The organism is uncultured Roseovarius sp. (genome assembly GCF_913057115.1).
Classification (GTDB): domain Bacteria; phylum Pseudomonadota; class Alphaproteobacteria; order Rhodobacterales; family Rhodobacteraceae; genus Roseovarius.
In genome coordinates this window covers 18,153-32,635 of record NZ_CAJXNN010000038.1, presented here as the reverse complement: position 1 = coordinate 32,635, position 14,483 = coordinate 18,153, and the positions used below count along the sequence as shown (strand labels likewise).

Annotated in this window: 8 protein-coding genes and 1 tRNA gene; 3 read left to right on the top strand and 6 right to left on the bottom strand. The window is 59.7% G+C overall.

Translation table 11 applies throughout. From position 1 onward, the window contains the following. Nucleotides 1-3: 3 nt before the first annotated feature. Nucleotides 4-93, top strand: a tRNA-Ser gene (locus QZ498_RS14205). Nucleotides 94-133: 40 nt separating this feature from the next. On the opposite strand, the gene QZ498_RS14200 is transcribed toward QZ498_RS14205, so the two are convergent. From QZ498_RS14200 to QZ498_RS14185, 4 genes are all read right to left on the bottom strand, one after another. Continuing rightward, nucleotides 134-1,471 carry an HlyD family type I secretion periplasmic adaptor subunit gene (locus tag QZ498_RS14200; protein ID WP_294623369.1) on the bottom strand — a complete coding sequence of 446 codons (1,338 nt, stop codon included), beginning with the start codon at nt 1,469-1,471 and terminating at the stop codon, nt 134-136. Between the two features lie 24 nt (nt 1,472-1,495). Beyond that, on the bottom strand, nt 1,496-3,625 hold the full coding sequence (locus tag QZ498_RS14195) for a type I secretion system permease/ATPase (protein ID WP_294623367.1): 2,130 nt from the start codon (nt 3,623-3,625) through the stop codon (nt 1,496-1,498). Nucleotides 3,626-3,667: 42 nt separating this feature from the next. Beyond that, nucleotides 3,668-5,608 carry a hypothetical protein gene (locus QZ498_RS14190; RefSeq protein ID WP_294623365.1) on the bottom strand — a complete coding sequence of 647 codons (1,941 nt, stop codon included), beginning with the start codon at nt 5,606-5,608 and terminating at the stop codon, nt 3,668-3,670. A 105-nt stretch (nt 5,609-5,713) separates the two neighbouring features. Beyond that, nucleotides 5,714-7,300, bottom strand: coding sequence for a hypothetical protein (locus QZ498_RS14185; RefSeq protein ID WP_294623363.1), 1,587 nt, complete (start codon nt 7,298-7,300; stop codon nt 5,714-5,716). A 517-nt stretch (nt 7,301-7,817) separates the two neighbouring features. Here QZ498_RS14185 and QZ498_RS14180 point away from each other — a divergent pair. Together QZ498_RS14180 and QZ498_RS14175 are read left to right on the top strand one after the other, a co-directional pair. Next, a complete protein-coding gene (locus QZ498_RS14180) occupies nt 7,818-8,453 on the top strand; it encodes a response regulator transcription factor (RefSeq protein ID WP_294623361.1) in 636 nt (211 codons plus the stop codon). After that, the gene (locus tag QZ498_RS14175; RefSeq protein WP_294623359.1) at nt 8,431-8,937 is read left to right on the top strand and encodes a hypothetical protein; all 507 of its coding nucleotides are present in this window, start codon (nt 8,431-8,433) and stop codon (nt 8,935-8,937) included. Before QZ498_RS14180 ends, QZ498_RS14175 begins: the two co-directional genes overlap by 23 nt. Before the next feature lie 6 nt (nt 8,938-8,943). Here the strand turns inward: QZ498_RS14175 and QZ498_RS14170 are convergent, their stop codons facing one another. Both QZ498_RS14170 and QZ498_RS14165 read right to left on the bottom strand, forming a co-directional pair. Then, a complete protein-coding gene (locus tag QZ498_RS14170) occupies nt 8,944-12,675 on the bottom strand; it encodes a translocation/assembly module TamB domain-containing protein (protein ID WP_294623357.1) in 3,732 nt (1,243 codons plus the stop codon). Next, nucleotides 12,675-14,477: an autotransporter assembly complex family protein gene (locus QZ498_RS14165; RefSeq protein ID WP_294623355.1), complete on the bottom strand. Its 1,803-nt coding sequence runs from the start codon at nt 14,475-14,477 to the stop codon at nt 12,675-12,677. The genes QZ498_RS14170 and QZ498_RS14165 overlap by 1 nt, the downstream gene beginning before the upstream one ends. Nucleotides 14,478-14,483 lie beyond the last annotated feature (6 nt).

Genomic DNA, 14,483 nt, shown 5'->3' with positions numbered 1-14,483 from the left:
CACGGAGAGGTGGCCGAGTGGTCGAAGGCGCACGCCTGGAAAGTGTGTAGGCGGGAAACCGTCTCCAGGGTTCGAATCCCTGTCTCTCCGCCATCATCCCCCTGTCAGCAGGTCCTTGGTCGCTTTGGGCCGCTTATTGCTCTCGGAAGGCCCTTTGCATCGAGTCGACGATGGGCTTGGTGATGTACTGGAAGAATGTCCGTTCCGCGGTTTGAATCATGACCTCCGCAGGCATGCCGGGGGTGGGCGTGAACCCCGGAACGCGTGACAACTCGCTTGCGGGAAGTTCCACACGGGCGAGGTAAACCTCCTGAGGGATGATTTCGGAGTCATCGGGCAGGGCGTCGGCCGAAATGTAGAATACGGTGCCTTCCAACACCGGTGTGGTGCGTTGGTTGAGCGCGGTCAGCCGCACTGTGGCTGTTTGGCCGAGTTTCACGCTGTCGATATCGACACGAGGGACTTGCGTTTCGATAATCAAAGGCACATCGGTGGGCAGTATCTCGGCGATGGCTTTTCCGCTCTCGATCACGCCGCCCGGTGTGTTGTAGTTCATGCTCACAACCGTGCCCGAGACCGGGGCATTGATGGAAGACCGGCGGTAGACATCGGCGGCCTTGCGATAGTTTTCGCGAACAGAGTCCAGCTCGGCTTCCGCGGATTGCAGTTCGTCCAGAGCGGCCTGTTGGTGTGCGATCACCGCTTGTTCGATCTCGCCTTGGTACTTGGCGCGCATGGCCTCGGTTTCGGTCAATTGTGCTTTGAGGCGGCCAATTTGCCCGGTACCGTCTGCCTTGGCGCGGCGCAGGGAGTTGATGCGGCTTTTCGGGCTGAGGCCCTTTTCATAGAGCGTGGCTTGGGCTTCGATATCTTCGTCGAGAAGGGCGATTTGGGTCACCAGAGAGGACAGCTGCGCATTATAGCCTTCGTGACGGCTTTCAAGGGCGTCGATGTTGCGTTCCAAGACGCCAACGTCCTTGAGCAGACTTGTACGGGCGGCCTCGAAATTGAGCCGTTGGTTGCGGATTATTGTTTGGATTTCCGGATCGCTCTTGGAGGCTTCGAGGAACTCCGGCACCTCGAAGTCCTCGGCACCCCGGTATTCGGCCAGCAGCCGAGCGGTGAGAATTTCAAGACGCGCCCGCCGCAGGAACAATTCACGCATCTTGGCCTGGGCAGCGGTTTCATCAAGATGCATTATCGGTTCTCCGGCTTTCACGAAATCCCCTTCGCTCACGAGGATTTCACGGATCATGCCGCCTTCTAGGTGCTGCACGATCTGATTGTTACCTGTGGCCACGAAGCTGCCTTGGGTAATGACGGCGGCGGCGAGGGGGGCCCGGAACGACCACGCGCCGAAACCGCCGATTGCGAATATCATGATCAGTAGTCCCCAAATCGTTTGCCGCGTAATGGAGCGGGGGACTTCGTCAAACCATTCGGGGGCTGCGCGGTGTTCGATCTGTTGCATCGCTTGTCCTCTGATTTGGTCTGGTCAACCGCTGTTGTCGGCGATCGTGCCGGGGTTGCCGGTGTTGCCGCCGCGGATGGATTTGAGTACCTCTTCACGTGGGCCAATCATTGCGAGACTGCCACCTGCCAGCAGGGCGATCTTGTCGACATGGCCCAAGATCGAAGGCTTTTGGGTAATGACCACGGCCGTGATGCCTTGTTCCTTGGCATGGTGGAGCGCGCGGGCAAGGGCCTGATCGCCCGCGACGTCCAGATTGGAGTTGGGTTCGTCCAGCACCAGAAGCCTGGGATTTCCGAAAAAGGCGCGCGCCAGAGCGATGCGTTGTTTCTGCCCCCCTGAAAGCGGCGCGCCATCCGCGGCCACGAAGGTTTCGTAACCGTGGGGCAGGTTGGCAATCATGTCGTGGACATCGGCCAGATGGGCAGCCTCATAGATTTCGGCGTCCGTGGCATCGGCGCGCATACGTGCGATGTTGTCCTTGATCGTCCCGGGAAAGAGTTGGACGTCTTGTGGCAGGTAGCCGATATTCTCGCCGAACTGCCTTTGGTCCCAGTTGCGCAGGTCCATGAGGTCGAGCCGGACACAGCCCGAGGTAGGCAGGATGGCCCCAACGAGCATTTTGCCAAGGGTGGTCTTGCCGGCGCCCGAATTGCCGATGACGCCGAGTGACGTGCCGGGCGCAAGGCTGAAGGAAATGCCGTTCAGCACGACGCTCTTGGTGCCTTGCGGGACATAGAGAAGGCGTTCGACATCGAGCCGGCCTTCGGGCCGTGGCAGGCGTAGACGGTCCGTATTGAGGGGTGATTCCGTCAGCAAATTGGAAATACGGCCATATGAGGCGCGCGAGAGAAGGAACTGGTTCCAGCCTTCGATCGCGCCTTCGATCGGCGCGAGGGCGCGGCCTGCGATGATCGAGGCGGCGATAACCATCCCGCCGGTGATCTGCCCGTCGATGGCCAGATATGCCCCCCAACCCAACATGCCCACTTGGGTCAAGAGGCGCACACCGCGCGAGAACGCGGCTGATGTGATGTTGCGGTCCTGAGCACGAACCTGGGCTTTCAGCGAGGCGGCGGTATCGCGGCCCCATATCGAAACCGCTTCGGGTATCATCGCCAGAGCATTGATGATCTGGCTGTTCCGGGACATCGAATCGAGGTGCATGTTGGCCATGCTTTGATGCTGGTTGGCCGTTGCAAAGTGCTTTGCAGTGACCTTTTGGTTGATCAATGCGATGACCAGCAGAACGAGCGCCGTCACGACGACGATCATGCCGAGTTGCGGGTGTACAAGGAAGATCGCGAGAATGAAGAGGGGCGCGAATGGCACATCCAGAAATGACAAGAGCGTCCCGGAAACAAGGAAGCCGCGTAGCTGCTGAAGATCACCCAGTGTTTGATACTCGCGACCGTTACTTGTCAGCGCCGCTCTGGCCGCCGCGGACAGGATGGATGAACCCAGTTTGGCAGCCAGTTCTACCGCTGTCCGCATAAGCACGAAACGGCGAAGGGCGTCGAACACGGCCTGCAAGACGACGGCGCCGACGATCACGGCGGTCAGCATGACAAGAGTGTCGATCGAGCGGCTGGTAAGGACGCGATCGGAAATCTGGAAGAGGTAAATCGGGATCGCGAGGATCAGCAGATTGGTCATGCAGGTGAACAACATGACGATCATCATGTTGCGCCTTACAGCCGCAAGACCCTTTTTGAGATTGCCGGAAAAGTCGACCGGCCCCATACGCCGGTGAAATCCCTTGCCGCCGTTGCCACCTCCGCCGCCGCCTTGGCCTTCGCCCGACTTCTTTTGAGGCGGTTTGCTGCCAGACTTGGTGTGAGTTGCGACAGTCCCCTCAATGGTGGTTCCATCCTGACGTGCGGTTTCTGTGCTGCGCGCTTCGGTTTCAGGATCGGCGGTTTCCGGGTCCGGGTCTGGGACATCCGTCTCGGGGCCGCGTGCCTCGGTTTCTGGGGCCGAAGGTTCAGGTGCTGAAGTCTTGGGAGCAGGGTCGCTGGCCTTGGATTCGGCAGAGCCATCTTCAGGCTCATCAATGCGTTGATCTTTGCGCAATTCCAGTGGCGTTTCGGAGCCTTCTGTACCATGAACCTCCGCGGTGGGATCTGGTTGGAAATCCGTGGCTTTGAAATTCATGTCTTGGGCTTCTCTCTGAATTCGTTTCACTGCATTAGAAGATCAGACAAGCACGCCACCCATCGGGTCTGCATACATGTCATCGCAGGCGGACTGCGGCGTGGTGTGATCGTTCTGCGAGGCGGTCTCGTTTGTATCGTCGGTCAGGAAGGCCACCGCTTCATTGACAAGCCCGTTGCCGTTTTCCGATGCCAATTGGCTTTCGTCGGTGACGATCAGCCCGGCCTGATACATCAGGGCATCGGAGTATTGATCCCCGCCAAGCTGGATTTCCGAATTGAGGCCGGCTTCGTAAATGGTCGCAAGGTTGAGCAACGCGTTTTGACCGACCACGAGCGAGGTTTCGGCCCCGTCCTGCGACGCCATCTGCGATGCGTGAAGCTGCATTTGGTCGGCATCGCCGACGATGTTGGTCTGGCTGATGTATTGAAAATTGATCAAGTCGCCGTCGATATAGAGGACCTTGAGCATATCGAGGCCTTCGAAGGCCGAGTCCTGAAGGATCGAGCTGCCAATGCCATCGGAGCCCGACGCCAGGCTTTCGCCGAGGGCTTCATAATCAAGGCTCATGTCTTCGTAGGCGTCGTGACCGATCGTTTCGATCACCGCTTCGTTCCACAGGACGTTGTTGTCGCCCGAAGCGTTCCAGCCATTGCCGTAGCTGACGCTATCGTTATCGAGCAGCACGTTGACCTGATCGATGATGGAGATATTGATCATGTTTCCGCCGACAACCATCAAATCGTAATGGAAGCCGAGTTCCTGAAGAACGGTGTAGTTGGACGTGGTGTTGCCACCCGTTTGCAGGAAGCTCTCGTTGCCGGAGAACTGGATGCTGAGCATATCGTTGTCGACAAGATAGTTGTATTGCTCGACCCAGTTGAAATTCACCAGGTCGTCAGTCAGCCGGGCCATGATGGACATGCCGGGGAATTCGGGTTCCGCCTCTTCACCTTCTGCCGTGTCTTGATGGGACGTGGCTTCGGGGGCGGCACTGCTTAACAGGGCTGCGACGTTGTGAACGGTATCGACAGGTGCCTGTCCGACAGGGGTACCGTTCTCAGTGTCGAGATTGGACAGGACATTGACTTGGGTAATCGCGCTTAATGAGTAACTGTCACCGGAGACGGCGATAACTTTCGCGTCGATCCAGTTCGTGTAGAGAGACACGACGTTGACCGCCGTGTTGCCACCGGCAATGACCTCATGCGGGATTTCCGGGTCGTCAACTTCTTCGCGGCTGAGGAAATCAGGCATGGCCGCGTCAAGGTCGGGCATTTCGTCGACGAGTTGGCCGTTGACGTGGATGCCATTGACATCGTTGCCGGTCAGAAAATGAATCTCGGCGGCCTCCATGGATGGTGGCGTGAAATCCTCGGCACTTTCGTAGAGTGCCACGCCCAGGGGGGCGATATCAGCCCCGGTTTCCGGAAGGGTCGCGGGCCAATCCGCCGATAGGGATTCGGACCAATAGGTCAAGAGGTCCAGTGTTTGCTGATATTGGCTTAGCGGGATGAATCCGCTTTCGGGGGTTGATGTAATGAGCAGGTCGGAGTCCTGCAGCGCGGTTTTCTGGATGATCGCGAGCGCCACCGAGGAGGGCGGCGGAAGCACGGGGGTAATGTTGAGCCCGGTGTACGCCGCAGGCTGCATCGGGAAGACAACGAAGGGATCCTCCAGATCGTTGGCCACGAAGCGTCCGCTTCCCGCGAGATTGAGGGGCAGTGGGTCGGGTGGAGGGCCAAGCGAGACTTTGACGTCGGAATAATTTGGAATGCGGGCACTCACGCCGGGGTCGAAATCGCCGAGATTATATGGCGAGTTGACCTTCACCGTAACGTTCAAAGTATTGTTGGGGTCCTCATCCAAGCGCGACTTGGCCTTGAATGCGTCGTATTCCTGGCGCATGCGGCTTTCTTCCACGGCTTGGTTGAAGAAACCTATAAAGTGATAAATCGTTTCGGTTGTGAGGTCCTGACCCATGATCTTGCCCCTGAAGGTGCTTGGTGATCGGTGACCGGGTAAAGCCCGGAAGGGATACTGAAATGAGAGCCCCGCGCGACAATCGCCGCGCGGGGAAAGAGCCGATTAGGCCAGGTCGTCGTCGCCGACCACGGTCGAGTTCATGCCGCCGCCAACAACGGTCATGTCGACCGTGTTGCCCAGAACGTTTGCACCTTGCACGATGCTCTGGTTGAAGGCCGAAGTGTCGACAACTGCCGAGGCTTGGGCTTCCGACAGGCCGTTCACATAGCCGTCGTCGCCGTTGTGCGAGCCCCAGACACCGGCATGGCCGTTGCCACCGTCGCCATTGATGGCGTTACCAGCGTGGCCACCGTTGCCGGCTTCTGCGTCGGTCCAGCCGCCAAGGGCATAGCCGCCCACTGCGTGACCGCCTGCGCCGCCGATTGCACCGGCATGACCGCCGTCACCACCGGCACCGAGACCAGCGCCCATACCGTGGCTGAGCCCTGCGCCATAGCCATCAGCGCTACCGCTGTTGCCGCCGTCGCCATCGTTATGGCCGATTGCGCCGGACGCGGCATTGCCGCCGTCGCCGCCATCACCGGCACCAGCCGCTGCTGCGCCCAAGCCGAGACCCACGGGAATACCAACGCCCAGTCCGGCACCGATGGCACCTGCATCGCCGCCCTCGGCGTCGTTCGCGCCGAGCGCACCGGAGCCTGCGTTGCCGCCGTTGCCGCCGGCACCAGCTGCGCCGGAGTCACCGCCTACGCCGACACCGACACCGATCGAGCCGAGGCCCACGCCGGTTCCGCCACCGCCAGCACCGCCGTCAGCATCGGTATTGCCATTGTCGCCGCCTTTGCCACTGGTCGTGTTGGTTCCGCCGGTTCCTGCAAGTGCAGAGCCGCCGAAGCCACCAACCGAGGCTGCATGGCCACCGCCAGCGCCGCCATCGGGCTCGGCGTCGATGCCTTCATCGGCAGTTGCGGTTCCGCCGTTGGCGTTGCCGTTTTGTTGCCAGTTGGCTTCGTTGGAGACCGTGGCGTTGTGGATAACGTCCTGATCGTTCATGGCGCCCGACTGACCGATGGCCATGCCGACGTCATTGCCTTCGCCTTTCAGCGCGTCATTCAGCACTTTGCCGAATGAGACGTCGCTGGAGCTTGGGGCATACATCGCCGTCGATCCATCGTCGGCCATGAGCACGTCGCCCACTGTGCTGCCGGAAAGGTCGAAATCACCAAAGTCGTCGTCGGAGGTCGGCATCAGCTCGTCAAGATCAATGCCGACATCAACGTGTACGTCCGTGTCAACGGTTGTATCGACATCGGTCGTATTGGTTGCGTTGTTCGTGGCATTGTTGGTCGCATCATTGTTTGCAGTGTTCCGCGCATTGTTGGTCGCGTCGTTGTCTGCTGTGTTCCGCGCAGTATTTTGCGCGTTGTTGTCGGCTGTGTTGTTGTTGGTATTGGTATTTTCGTTGCCGTTGTACGACTTGTTGCCGTTCAAGTTGAGATTGCCATTGGCATTGCCGTTGAGATTCCCGTTGCCATTGATATTGGTGTTATCACTTTGGCTGGATTGGGTCTGGCTCTGGGTTTGTTCTTGGTTCGACCCTTCATGGTCGTGATCATGATCATGATCGTGATCATCATCGCCCCACCAGTCACCAATGTCGATGAAATTTGTTCCTCGGTTCGTAGCCATGATGTGGCTCCCTTACTGTTGGGCATCTCGGGGCCACCGCTCTTCTATCAAGTGGCATGTCAGAGATGCTGAGTTTCAGTTTTCAGATGAATTTGGACAGGTCATGGACGAAGCCCATATGCTGTCCGGGGACATTGCTTTCGGTCTCTGTCACCTCCTTTCATGGGCGTTGCGCCCGTTGTGTCGCGGGCTGTTGGGGACAGGCCGCAACCCGAACAGGATCAATCTGAAAGGGGGTCAAAAACAGTCGGCAATTGGGGTTAATCCGCTTGGGTAGGGCGGCCCTATCCACGGGTCGACCACGGATAGGAAAATTCCTACCCGCCATTGACAATGGTTAATGCTTAAGAGCGAGAACCGTTCATACTTCCCCTCAGAGATCGAGCAGTCCCAAGGCAGGTGGGGGGAAGTAAAAGCCTGCCAATTCAAATGGGAGCGATCAGAAATGTATAGCGATAGAATATTGATAGATAGCGGTGAAGCGCCAGAAGCGCATGCATTGCCAATTACAGCCTCAATGGGCCTAGTTTCACACCGGCATGTCTTTTCCGACTGTCTGTGCCGCGCGACCGAAGCCGAATTACCGGATGTCGAAGTCCTGCGCTTCAACGAGTTTCAAGATGTTCTTGCGGCGCAGCCCGAATGGCGCGATCACCTTCGGTTGATCGTGTTGGACGAGGCGGCGGCGGAGACTTTGGATGTTGTTCAGGCCCGGTGGCTGACGCGGCACAGTGGAGCAAGGTTTGCCTGTGCCTACAGCGATCCTGCGCGTGCAAAGCGTATCTTGTGCCAGAATTCCTATCCCGATCCATTGGGAAGCCTGTTTCCCCTGAATATCGGTTTGGATGGCTGGATTTCGGTGCTGAAGTTGTGCCTGACCGGGCATCCCTATGTCTCGCCGGAGCTTTTGGCGCGGCCTGCGACTGCCGTCGAGGCGGATGCCCGGCAAGCAGGGCAATTGGACTCGCTGACACCGCGTGAAAGTGAGGTCTTGGAACTGGTTGCCAGTGGATGCCAGAACAAGGAAATCGCCGCCCGTCTGGAATTGTCTGAGAACACGGTGAAGCTGCACATCCGCAACATCATTTCCAAACTCGGTGTGCACAACAGAACCGAGGCGGCGATGATCCATGCCCAACACCGCCAGCACTGAAAAGGAGGCCTTGGACAACATCCTGCTTCGCGTCGGGCGGTTGAACTACACCTGGACGAATACTGAAAGCCTGTTCATCCATGTGATCGCGGGCCTTGCGAATATGGACAAGGAAACGGCGGTGGTTGTCTTTCTGACGCTGAACACCACCGCCGCGCGTCTGGATCTTGTCGACCGTTTGTCCAAGTTGCCGCGTGTTCCCGAGGCCGAGCGCAACACGGTGACCGGGTTGACGCGCCGTTTCCGAAAGGAATCGCGTTTACGCAACAAATACAACCATTGCATTTATTCATTCGATCCCGAAGGCGGTACGCCTTTGACGATCATGATGCGGATCGCGGACCGCAAGGATGCCATCGTGATGGGCAAACAGGAACCTGCCGGGGAAGACGAGCTCAAACATATCGACGAAACCATTCAGCGCCTGACGCAGCTGAATCTCGACATCTGGGCGGTCATCCGCGAGCGGGGGTATCCGCTTTGACCCGGGTCAGTAGTCTTTCTCGAAAAAGATGCCGACCCCGGTGTTTCCGTCGTTGCTGGCGCGACCGCGGACGGTGACATTGCGCGTAACATCGAGGTTTAGGTCGATTTGTTGGCGCCCTTCACTATCGGCGGTGATTTCGGAATAGACATTGTCCGAGATATAGCTGCCCGCACTGACCTCGGTGGCGCCGTCGTCCGTGGTGGTGACATCCAGATCATCCAACCCGAGTTCGGACCGGAATGTGCCAAGAATGCCCGGCCCACCGCCGCGCAAGGTGGCAATGGCCGATGCCAGCTGCGCCGCCTGGAACCCCGATATCTTGTCCAGCCCGCGGCCGAAAATCAGACGTGCCACGACTTCTTCCTGTGGCAGTTCGGGGTTTGAGGTGAATCGCACCTCGGGCGCGCTTGCCAAACCTTCCATGATGACCTGTGCCGTAATCTCGCCTGCGTCCGTTTCCGCGACGAAGCGCAGGTACGGATCAAGCGCGCCGCGCAGTGTGATTTGACCTTCGGTGAGGTCGAGGCGCTTGCCCAGGATATCAAAGCGGCCACGGATCAGGCTGATTTGTCCGGAAGGGGTGATATTGGCGCTGCTGCCACGTAGTTGCAGGCGCCCGCCAAGCTCGGCATCGAGGCCTCGACCGCGGACGAATATCCGATTGGGCGCATTGATAACCAGATCGAGTGCGATTGCCGAGGCGGCTGTATCTCTTTGGGCTGCATCTGTATTCAATCCGGCACGGGTACGGGTTGCCCGCGCGGCTGCGCTGTCGTTGACGTGCTGCACACCCCTTAGCCCTTGTGTATTGACCGGGCTGCTGGAGGGCACCCGAATATTGGTTTCATCCAGTGTCAATGTCCCTCCAAGCCTTGCTCCGCCCGCGAGCGGACCATTGATGTTCAATTGTCCGGTTGCCGAGGTTTTGTAGAGATCGGGGTCAGTGACCCGTAGACCATTCAGAGCGATCGTAAGGTCAGCAGGGAAGGGGGGGGTTAGTCGAATCGGGCCATCGACGCGGAGGTTTCCGCCGGCGCGGCTTTGACCTTGGACCTGAAGCGTCATCTGGCCGGAAGCAAGGGCTGCGCGTCCGGTGATGTTTTGAATCACCACGCCGTAGGTCGGTAACGTGGCCCTCGCGCCGCTGGTCGAGATCTCTCCGGACAGCGATGCGAGTTGCGGGGCACCGTTTATTCTCAGGTCATAGCGCACCGTGCCTTGGACCGCGCGGGGAGATATGAAGCGATTTGCGAGGCCAAGCGGGGCGCTGCCGTTCGCGGAAATGTCCAGGGATTGTCCGTAGTCCCGGACGTTGCCTGACACATTGGCCTTTGTGCCGCCCGGCCCTTCAGCGGTGAGATTGACCGCGAGTCCTTGTCCCCAATCTTCAAGCAATTGCACGGTACCACTTGCCGACAAGGGGCCCGGGAACCCCGGTGCGATGCGTGCGAGGTTACTGATGCGCGCGGTCGTGTTGATCGGCGCGCCGGCGCCTTGTCCCTCGGCGCGAAGGGTCAACCCGGCAGCGTCGAGTGAAAGTCGGCGCAGATCAACGGGTCCATCGCCCTTGGCGACGCGTCCAGATAGCGACAGCGGTCCACCGGTCAGGAGGGCATCGAGGGACGGCACGGAGGTGCGCAGGCCTTGAGCCTCGGCCTCGGTCGCGAGTTCGAAAGTCCGGTCGCGAAGGCTGCCTTCGCCTTCCAAGGTCAGCATCGCGGAGCCACGTAGGGTGCGGCGGGCGAGACTAGAAAACCGCGACAGGTCACGCGCATCGACTTGGGCCTTTCCCGAGACCGGCAGCATCTTGTTCTCAGGGTCGATGGTCCCACTGGCTGTCACTGTACTGTTCGCGATTTGGGCTTGTAGATTGACCAAACGAAGCGGTGCGCCTTCTTGCCATTCGATTGCGGATTCAAGGCGTGCAGGTCCGGTGAGAGGCAACGTGGTGACTGCAACCTCTTGGATATTGGCATTCAGTTTCAAGGTGCCCGACGTGCCATTCAACCGGCCAAGGGCACGAATCTCGGCTTGAGGCGTGATGAGGTCGAGGCGGTCAAAGGCGAGCCCGTTGGTATCGCGCAGGGCTGAAAGACGTAGCCTCCCGTCACCCGCGATGAGTGGATCAAGCACTGGAATACCAAGAGCCAGGTTGGTGGTGTCGGCAAAGATCGCCCCATCGAATGCGCCAGTCAGCAAGTCGGCATTTCCGATGACCGTCATGCCCGCTGCCCCGGTGAGAGGTATGTCGGCCAGCGGGGCAAAACGCTCAAGCCTGGGGGCATCAAGTCGCAACGTGGCGGACACGGGAAACGCACTGTCATCGCTGTTGCCGATTTGGCCCGCGCCGTTGAGGCGCAAATCACCGGCCTCGGCAGAAAGCGCGAGAATATTTAGCGGCTCACCTTCTCGCCACGACAGACGAGCCTTGGCTTTTGCTTGTGATCCAAGGGCACGGGCGAGGTTTTCGTCTTTATGGGAAAGCCCGGTGAGGGCGGCCGTCAGATGCGCATCAAGGGCCAATGGGGCATCGCCGCTCAAGGTGCCGCGCGCGGTGAATTGGCTTTGTTCCACGACAAGGGGGCCGTTCTTCAGTCGCTCAACGACAATATTGGCTTGCCATGCTTCGCCTTCGGCCCGGTCGTAGCTGGCGTTCAGCTGGGCTGATTGCAGTTGCGTGGGCGGGCCGGAAAGCGGCAGGCGTGTCGGTTCGCCGCCACTTCCGATCTGCCCTTGGAGCGAGACCCGCTCGGGCCGTCCGCTCGCCGCGATCTGTGCGTTGCCGCGAAGGCTCATTGCGGCGCTTTCCAGAACGAAGCGCGAAACGGAGAGTGCCCCGTCGGCCTCGCGGGTGGCCAGAAGACTCAAAGCGGTGTTCTGCCCGAAAAACGGCCGTAGGTCCGGTTGGAACAGCGGCCGCAGGTCGCCCGATAGGTCGGCCCCGAATTGGCGGGCCTCCGACTCGGGGTCGAGCGAGGTACGAATGGTGCCGGTCAGGCGGTCGGCCCCGTCCGACGCGAGCGCCAAGTCCGCATTGAAATCGTCAAGCGGGCCACTGCCGTTCAGGGAAAATGTGAGTGCAGGCTGTCCGGGAAGGCCGATGACCCGGGACAAAAGCCCGTCTTTTGCTTCCATGACGGCAAGATCAATGTTCAGTTGTCGGCTTGAATTGTCAAAGCTGGTATCAAGCGAAAGCTCGGCTGGCTCATCGCGCCGTTTGATGGCCAGTTTGGCCGTGCCTTCCCCACCGCTGAGGGCCATGGAGCCTTCGATCTGAAACTCGGCTGCTTCGCCAAGCACCGGTTCGGCAATTGAAACCGACTTTATGTCCAGCGTGCCGATGTTGATGGAAACCGGAAGATCGGGAAGGTTGAACTCTCGCGCCTCGGTGTCATCGGGGCTTATCTGGTCGCCTTCGGGCATGCGGTGCAGGGTGATCGCCTCGGCGGTCAGCCGGTCAACCTCAAGCCGACCTCGCAGCAGCGCGCTACGTGTCCATTCGAGTTCGGCGTTTTCGAGCTCAAGCCAAATACCTTCCTCATCGGCTATGGTCAGGCGGTCCAGCGTCGCTTGGGATGACAGCGCGCCTTCAAATCCCTCTAGGCGGATGTCGCGGCCTGCATCCGAAAGATTGTCTTCCAGAAACCCGATGATCAGTCCTCGGTCGTCCTCCTGCGCGACGGCGGGCATCGTGAACAAGAAAAGGGTCAATATGAGGCAAGCGAGTTTACGCATCAAAAGGCCTGCCCGATACCGATGTAGAGTTCGAAATCCTGGCCCGCATCGTCGTCAAGTGGCGTGGCGATATCGACGCGGATCGGGCCGATCCCGGTGTCATAGCGCAGTCCCAGTCCCGCGCCACTGTGCCAATCGCCATTTCGTGTCCCCCAACTGTCCTGACCGACAAAGCCGGTGTCGGCAAAGGCGACAGCTCCGAATTTGCCTTTCAGATCCGCCCGTATCTCACCCGAAAGGGCAACGAAGGATCGCCCGCCTAGGCGATTCCCGCCGCCCAGATCAACAGCGAGAGATTGATAGGGTTGCCCTCTCACGGTACCCGCGCCGCCTGAGAAGAAGAGCATACCGGGCGGTACTTCGGTCAGGCCCGCCCCATTGACCGAGCCAAATTGCGCCCGCGCCGCAAAAATAACCCGGTCGTTGGGGTCAATCCCCAGATAGCCACGCGCATCGGTATAAACCCGGGCGCCGGAGACGCTTTGGTCGGCGCCGACAAACGGCGTGGCCTCGAGCGAGAAATAAAGGCCGTCCCGCGCATCGAGCGGATCATCACGGGTGTCCCATGTGAGTGATGTCGGGAACAGGATATGCTCAATCGTGCGGCTTCCGAGGTCGTCGTCGATTTCGGTGTACTGATAGGCGACCCCGGCTTCCCCGGTCAGATTGTCCGAGAAGACATGACTAAGCCCTGCGCCAACCATGGCACGTCGTTCGCGATAGTCCGGCTCATCCTCCTCTGCCAGTTCCCCTTCGAGATAGAGGGAGGTGTTTGGTGTGAAGGTGGCTGGACGTTCGAAGCGGGTTTTCAACTGATAATCGATACCGCCTGAGTCGCCACCGATCCCGCCGACTTCGGCATCAACCCGAAATCGTTCTGCCCCGCCAAGCAGATTGCGATGCAGCCAAAAGCCAGACAGGGAAAGCCCTTCGAGCGAGGAAAGCTCGGCCCCAAAACCGATGCGGCGGGGCTTGGCATCGACGATCTGGGCACCAATATCCAGCGTTCCATCAGGATTGGCCATTGCCGCCTCTTGTAAAGCGACAGACTGGAACGCCCCGGTCCGGCGTAGGCGGGTGCCTGCGCGCTCAAGCTCCTCCGGGTCAAAGACCTCGCCCTCCGGCAAGCCGGCGATGTCCCGGATACGGTCGCGCCGAACACGGCTTTTCCCTTGTGGAATGAGCTCGCCGAAACGCAGGCGCGGACCGGGGGCGAGTTCGATCTTTACATCAAGCGCCTGTTTGGCGTGGTCTGCGGTGATTGTCTCATCCGCAACTTGCGCCTTGGCGTGGCCGGTGGCGCGCCAACCGTCGATGCCGGCTTCGGTAGCCCGCCGGATGGTTTTGGCGCGGGCCAAGGCGCCACGACGAAAGCCGTCGGGGAGTTCCGTTCGAGGGGCGAGCGGTGCCATCTGGGCGCGGTCGAAAAGGAACGCCGGGCCAGGGTCCACGGAGATCAAGACCTCGTCGATGCGGGCCGGCGCTTCCAATGGCGGGATCGCCGATGCTTCGCGGCCATCAATCTTGATACTGATGACGGGGCCGTACCGCCCGGCCTCATACATCACACCGATCAAGCGAGCGTAGTCAGCACGCGCAGCGGCCAGAATATCTTGTGGCGTGACATCGTCACGGCCCGCGGTTTCCAAGGTCAGGGAACCACCTGACAGTTTTTCGGTCAGGGATTCGCCCGCTCCCGGGGCGGATAGACGAAACTCCGTCGCGCGCGCGTCTTGCGGCAAGGCCCAAAGACCAAGCAATAGCGCCGTGGCAAAGGCGCGAATAAAGGGCGAATCGTTCACAGGCAG

Coding starts and splice junctions, on each gene's coding strand:
- QZ498_RS14200 (WP_294623369.1), bottom strand. CDS start 1,471: ATGCAACAGATCGAACACCGCGCAGCCCCCGAATGGTTTGACGAAGTC.
- QZ498_RS14195 (WP_294623367.1), bottom strand. CDS start 3,625: ATGAATTTCAAAGCCACGGATTTCCAACCAGATCCCACCGCGGAGGTT.
- QZ498_RS14190 (WP_294623365.1), bottom strand. CDS start 5,608: ATGGGTCAGGACCTCACAACCGAAACGATTTATCACTTTATAGGTTTC.
- QZ498_RS14185 (WP_294623363.1), bottom strand. CDS start 7,300: ATGGCTACGAACCGAGGAACAAATTTCATCGACATTGGTGACTGGTGG.
- QZ498_RS14180 (WP_294623361.1), top strand. CDS start 7,818: ATGGGCCTAGTTTCACACCGGCATGTCTTTTCCGACTGTCTGTGCCGC.
- QZ498_RS14175 (WP_294623359.1), top strand. CDS start 8,431: ATGCCCAACACCGCCAGCACTGAAAAGGAGGCCTTGGACAACATCCTG.
- QZ498_RS14170 (WP_294623357.1), bottom strand. CDS start 12,675: ATGCGTAAACTCGCTTGCCTCATATTGACCCTTTTCTTGTTCACGATG.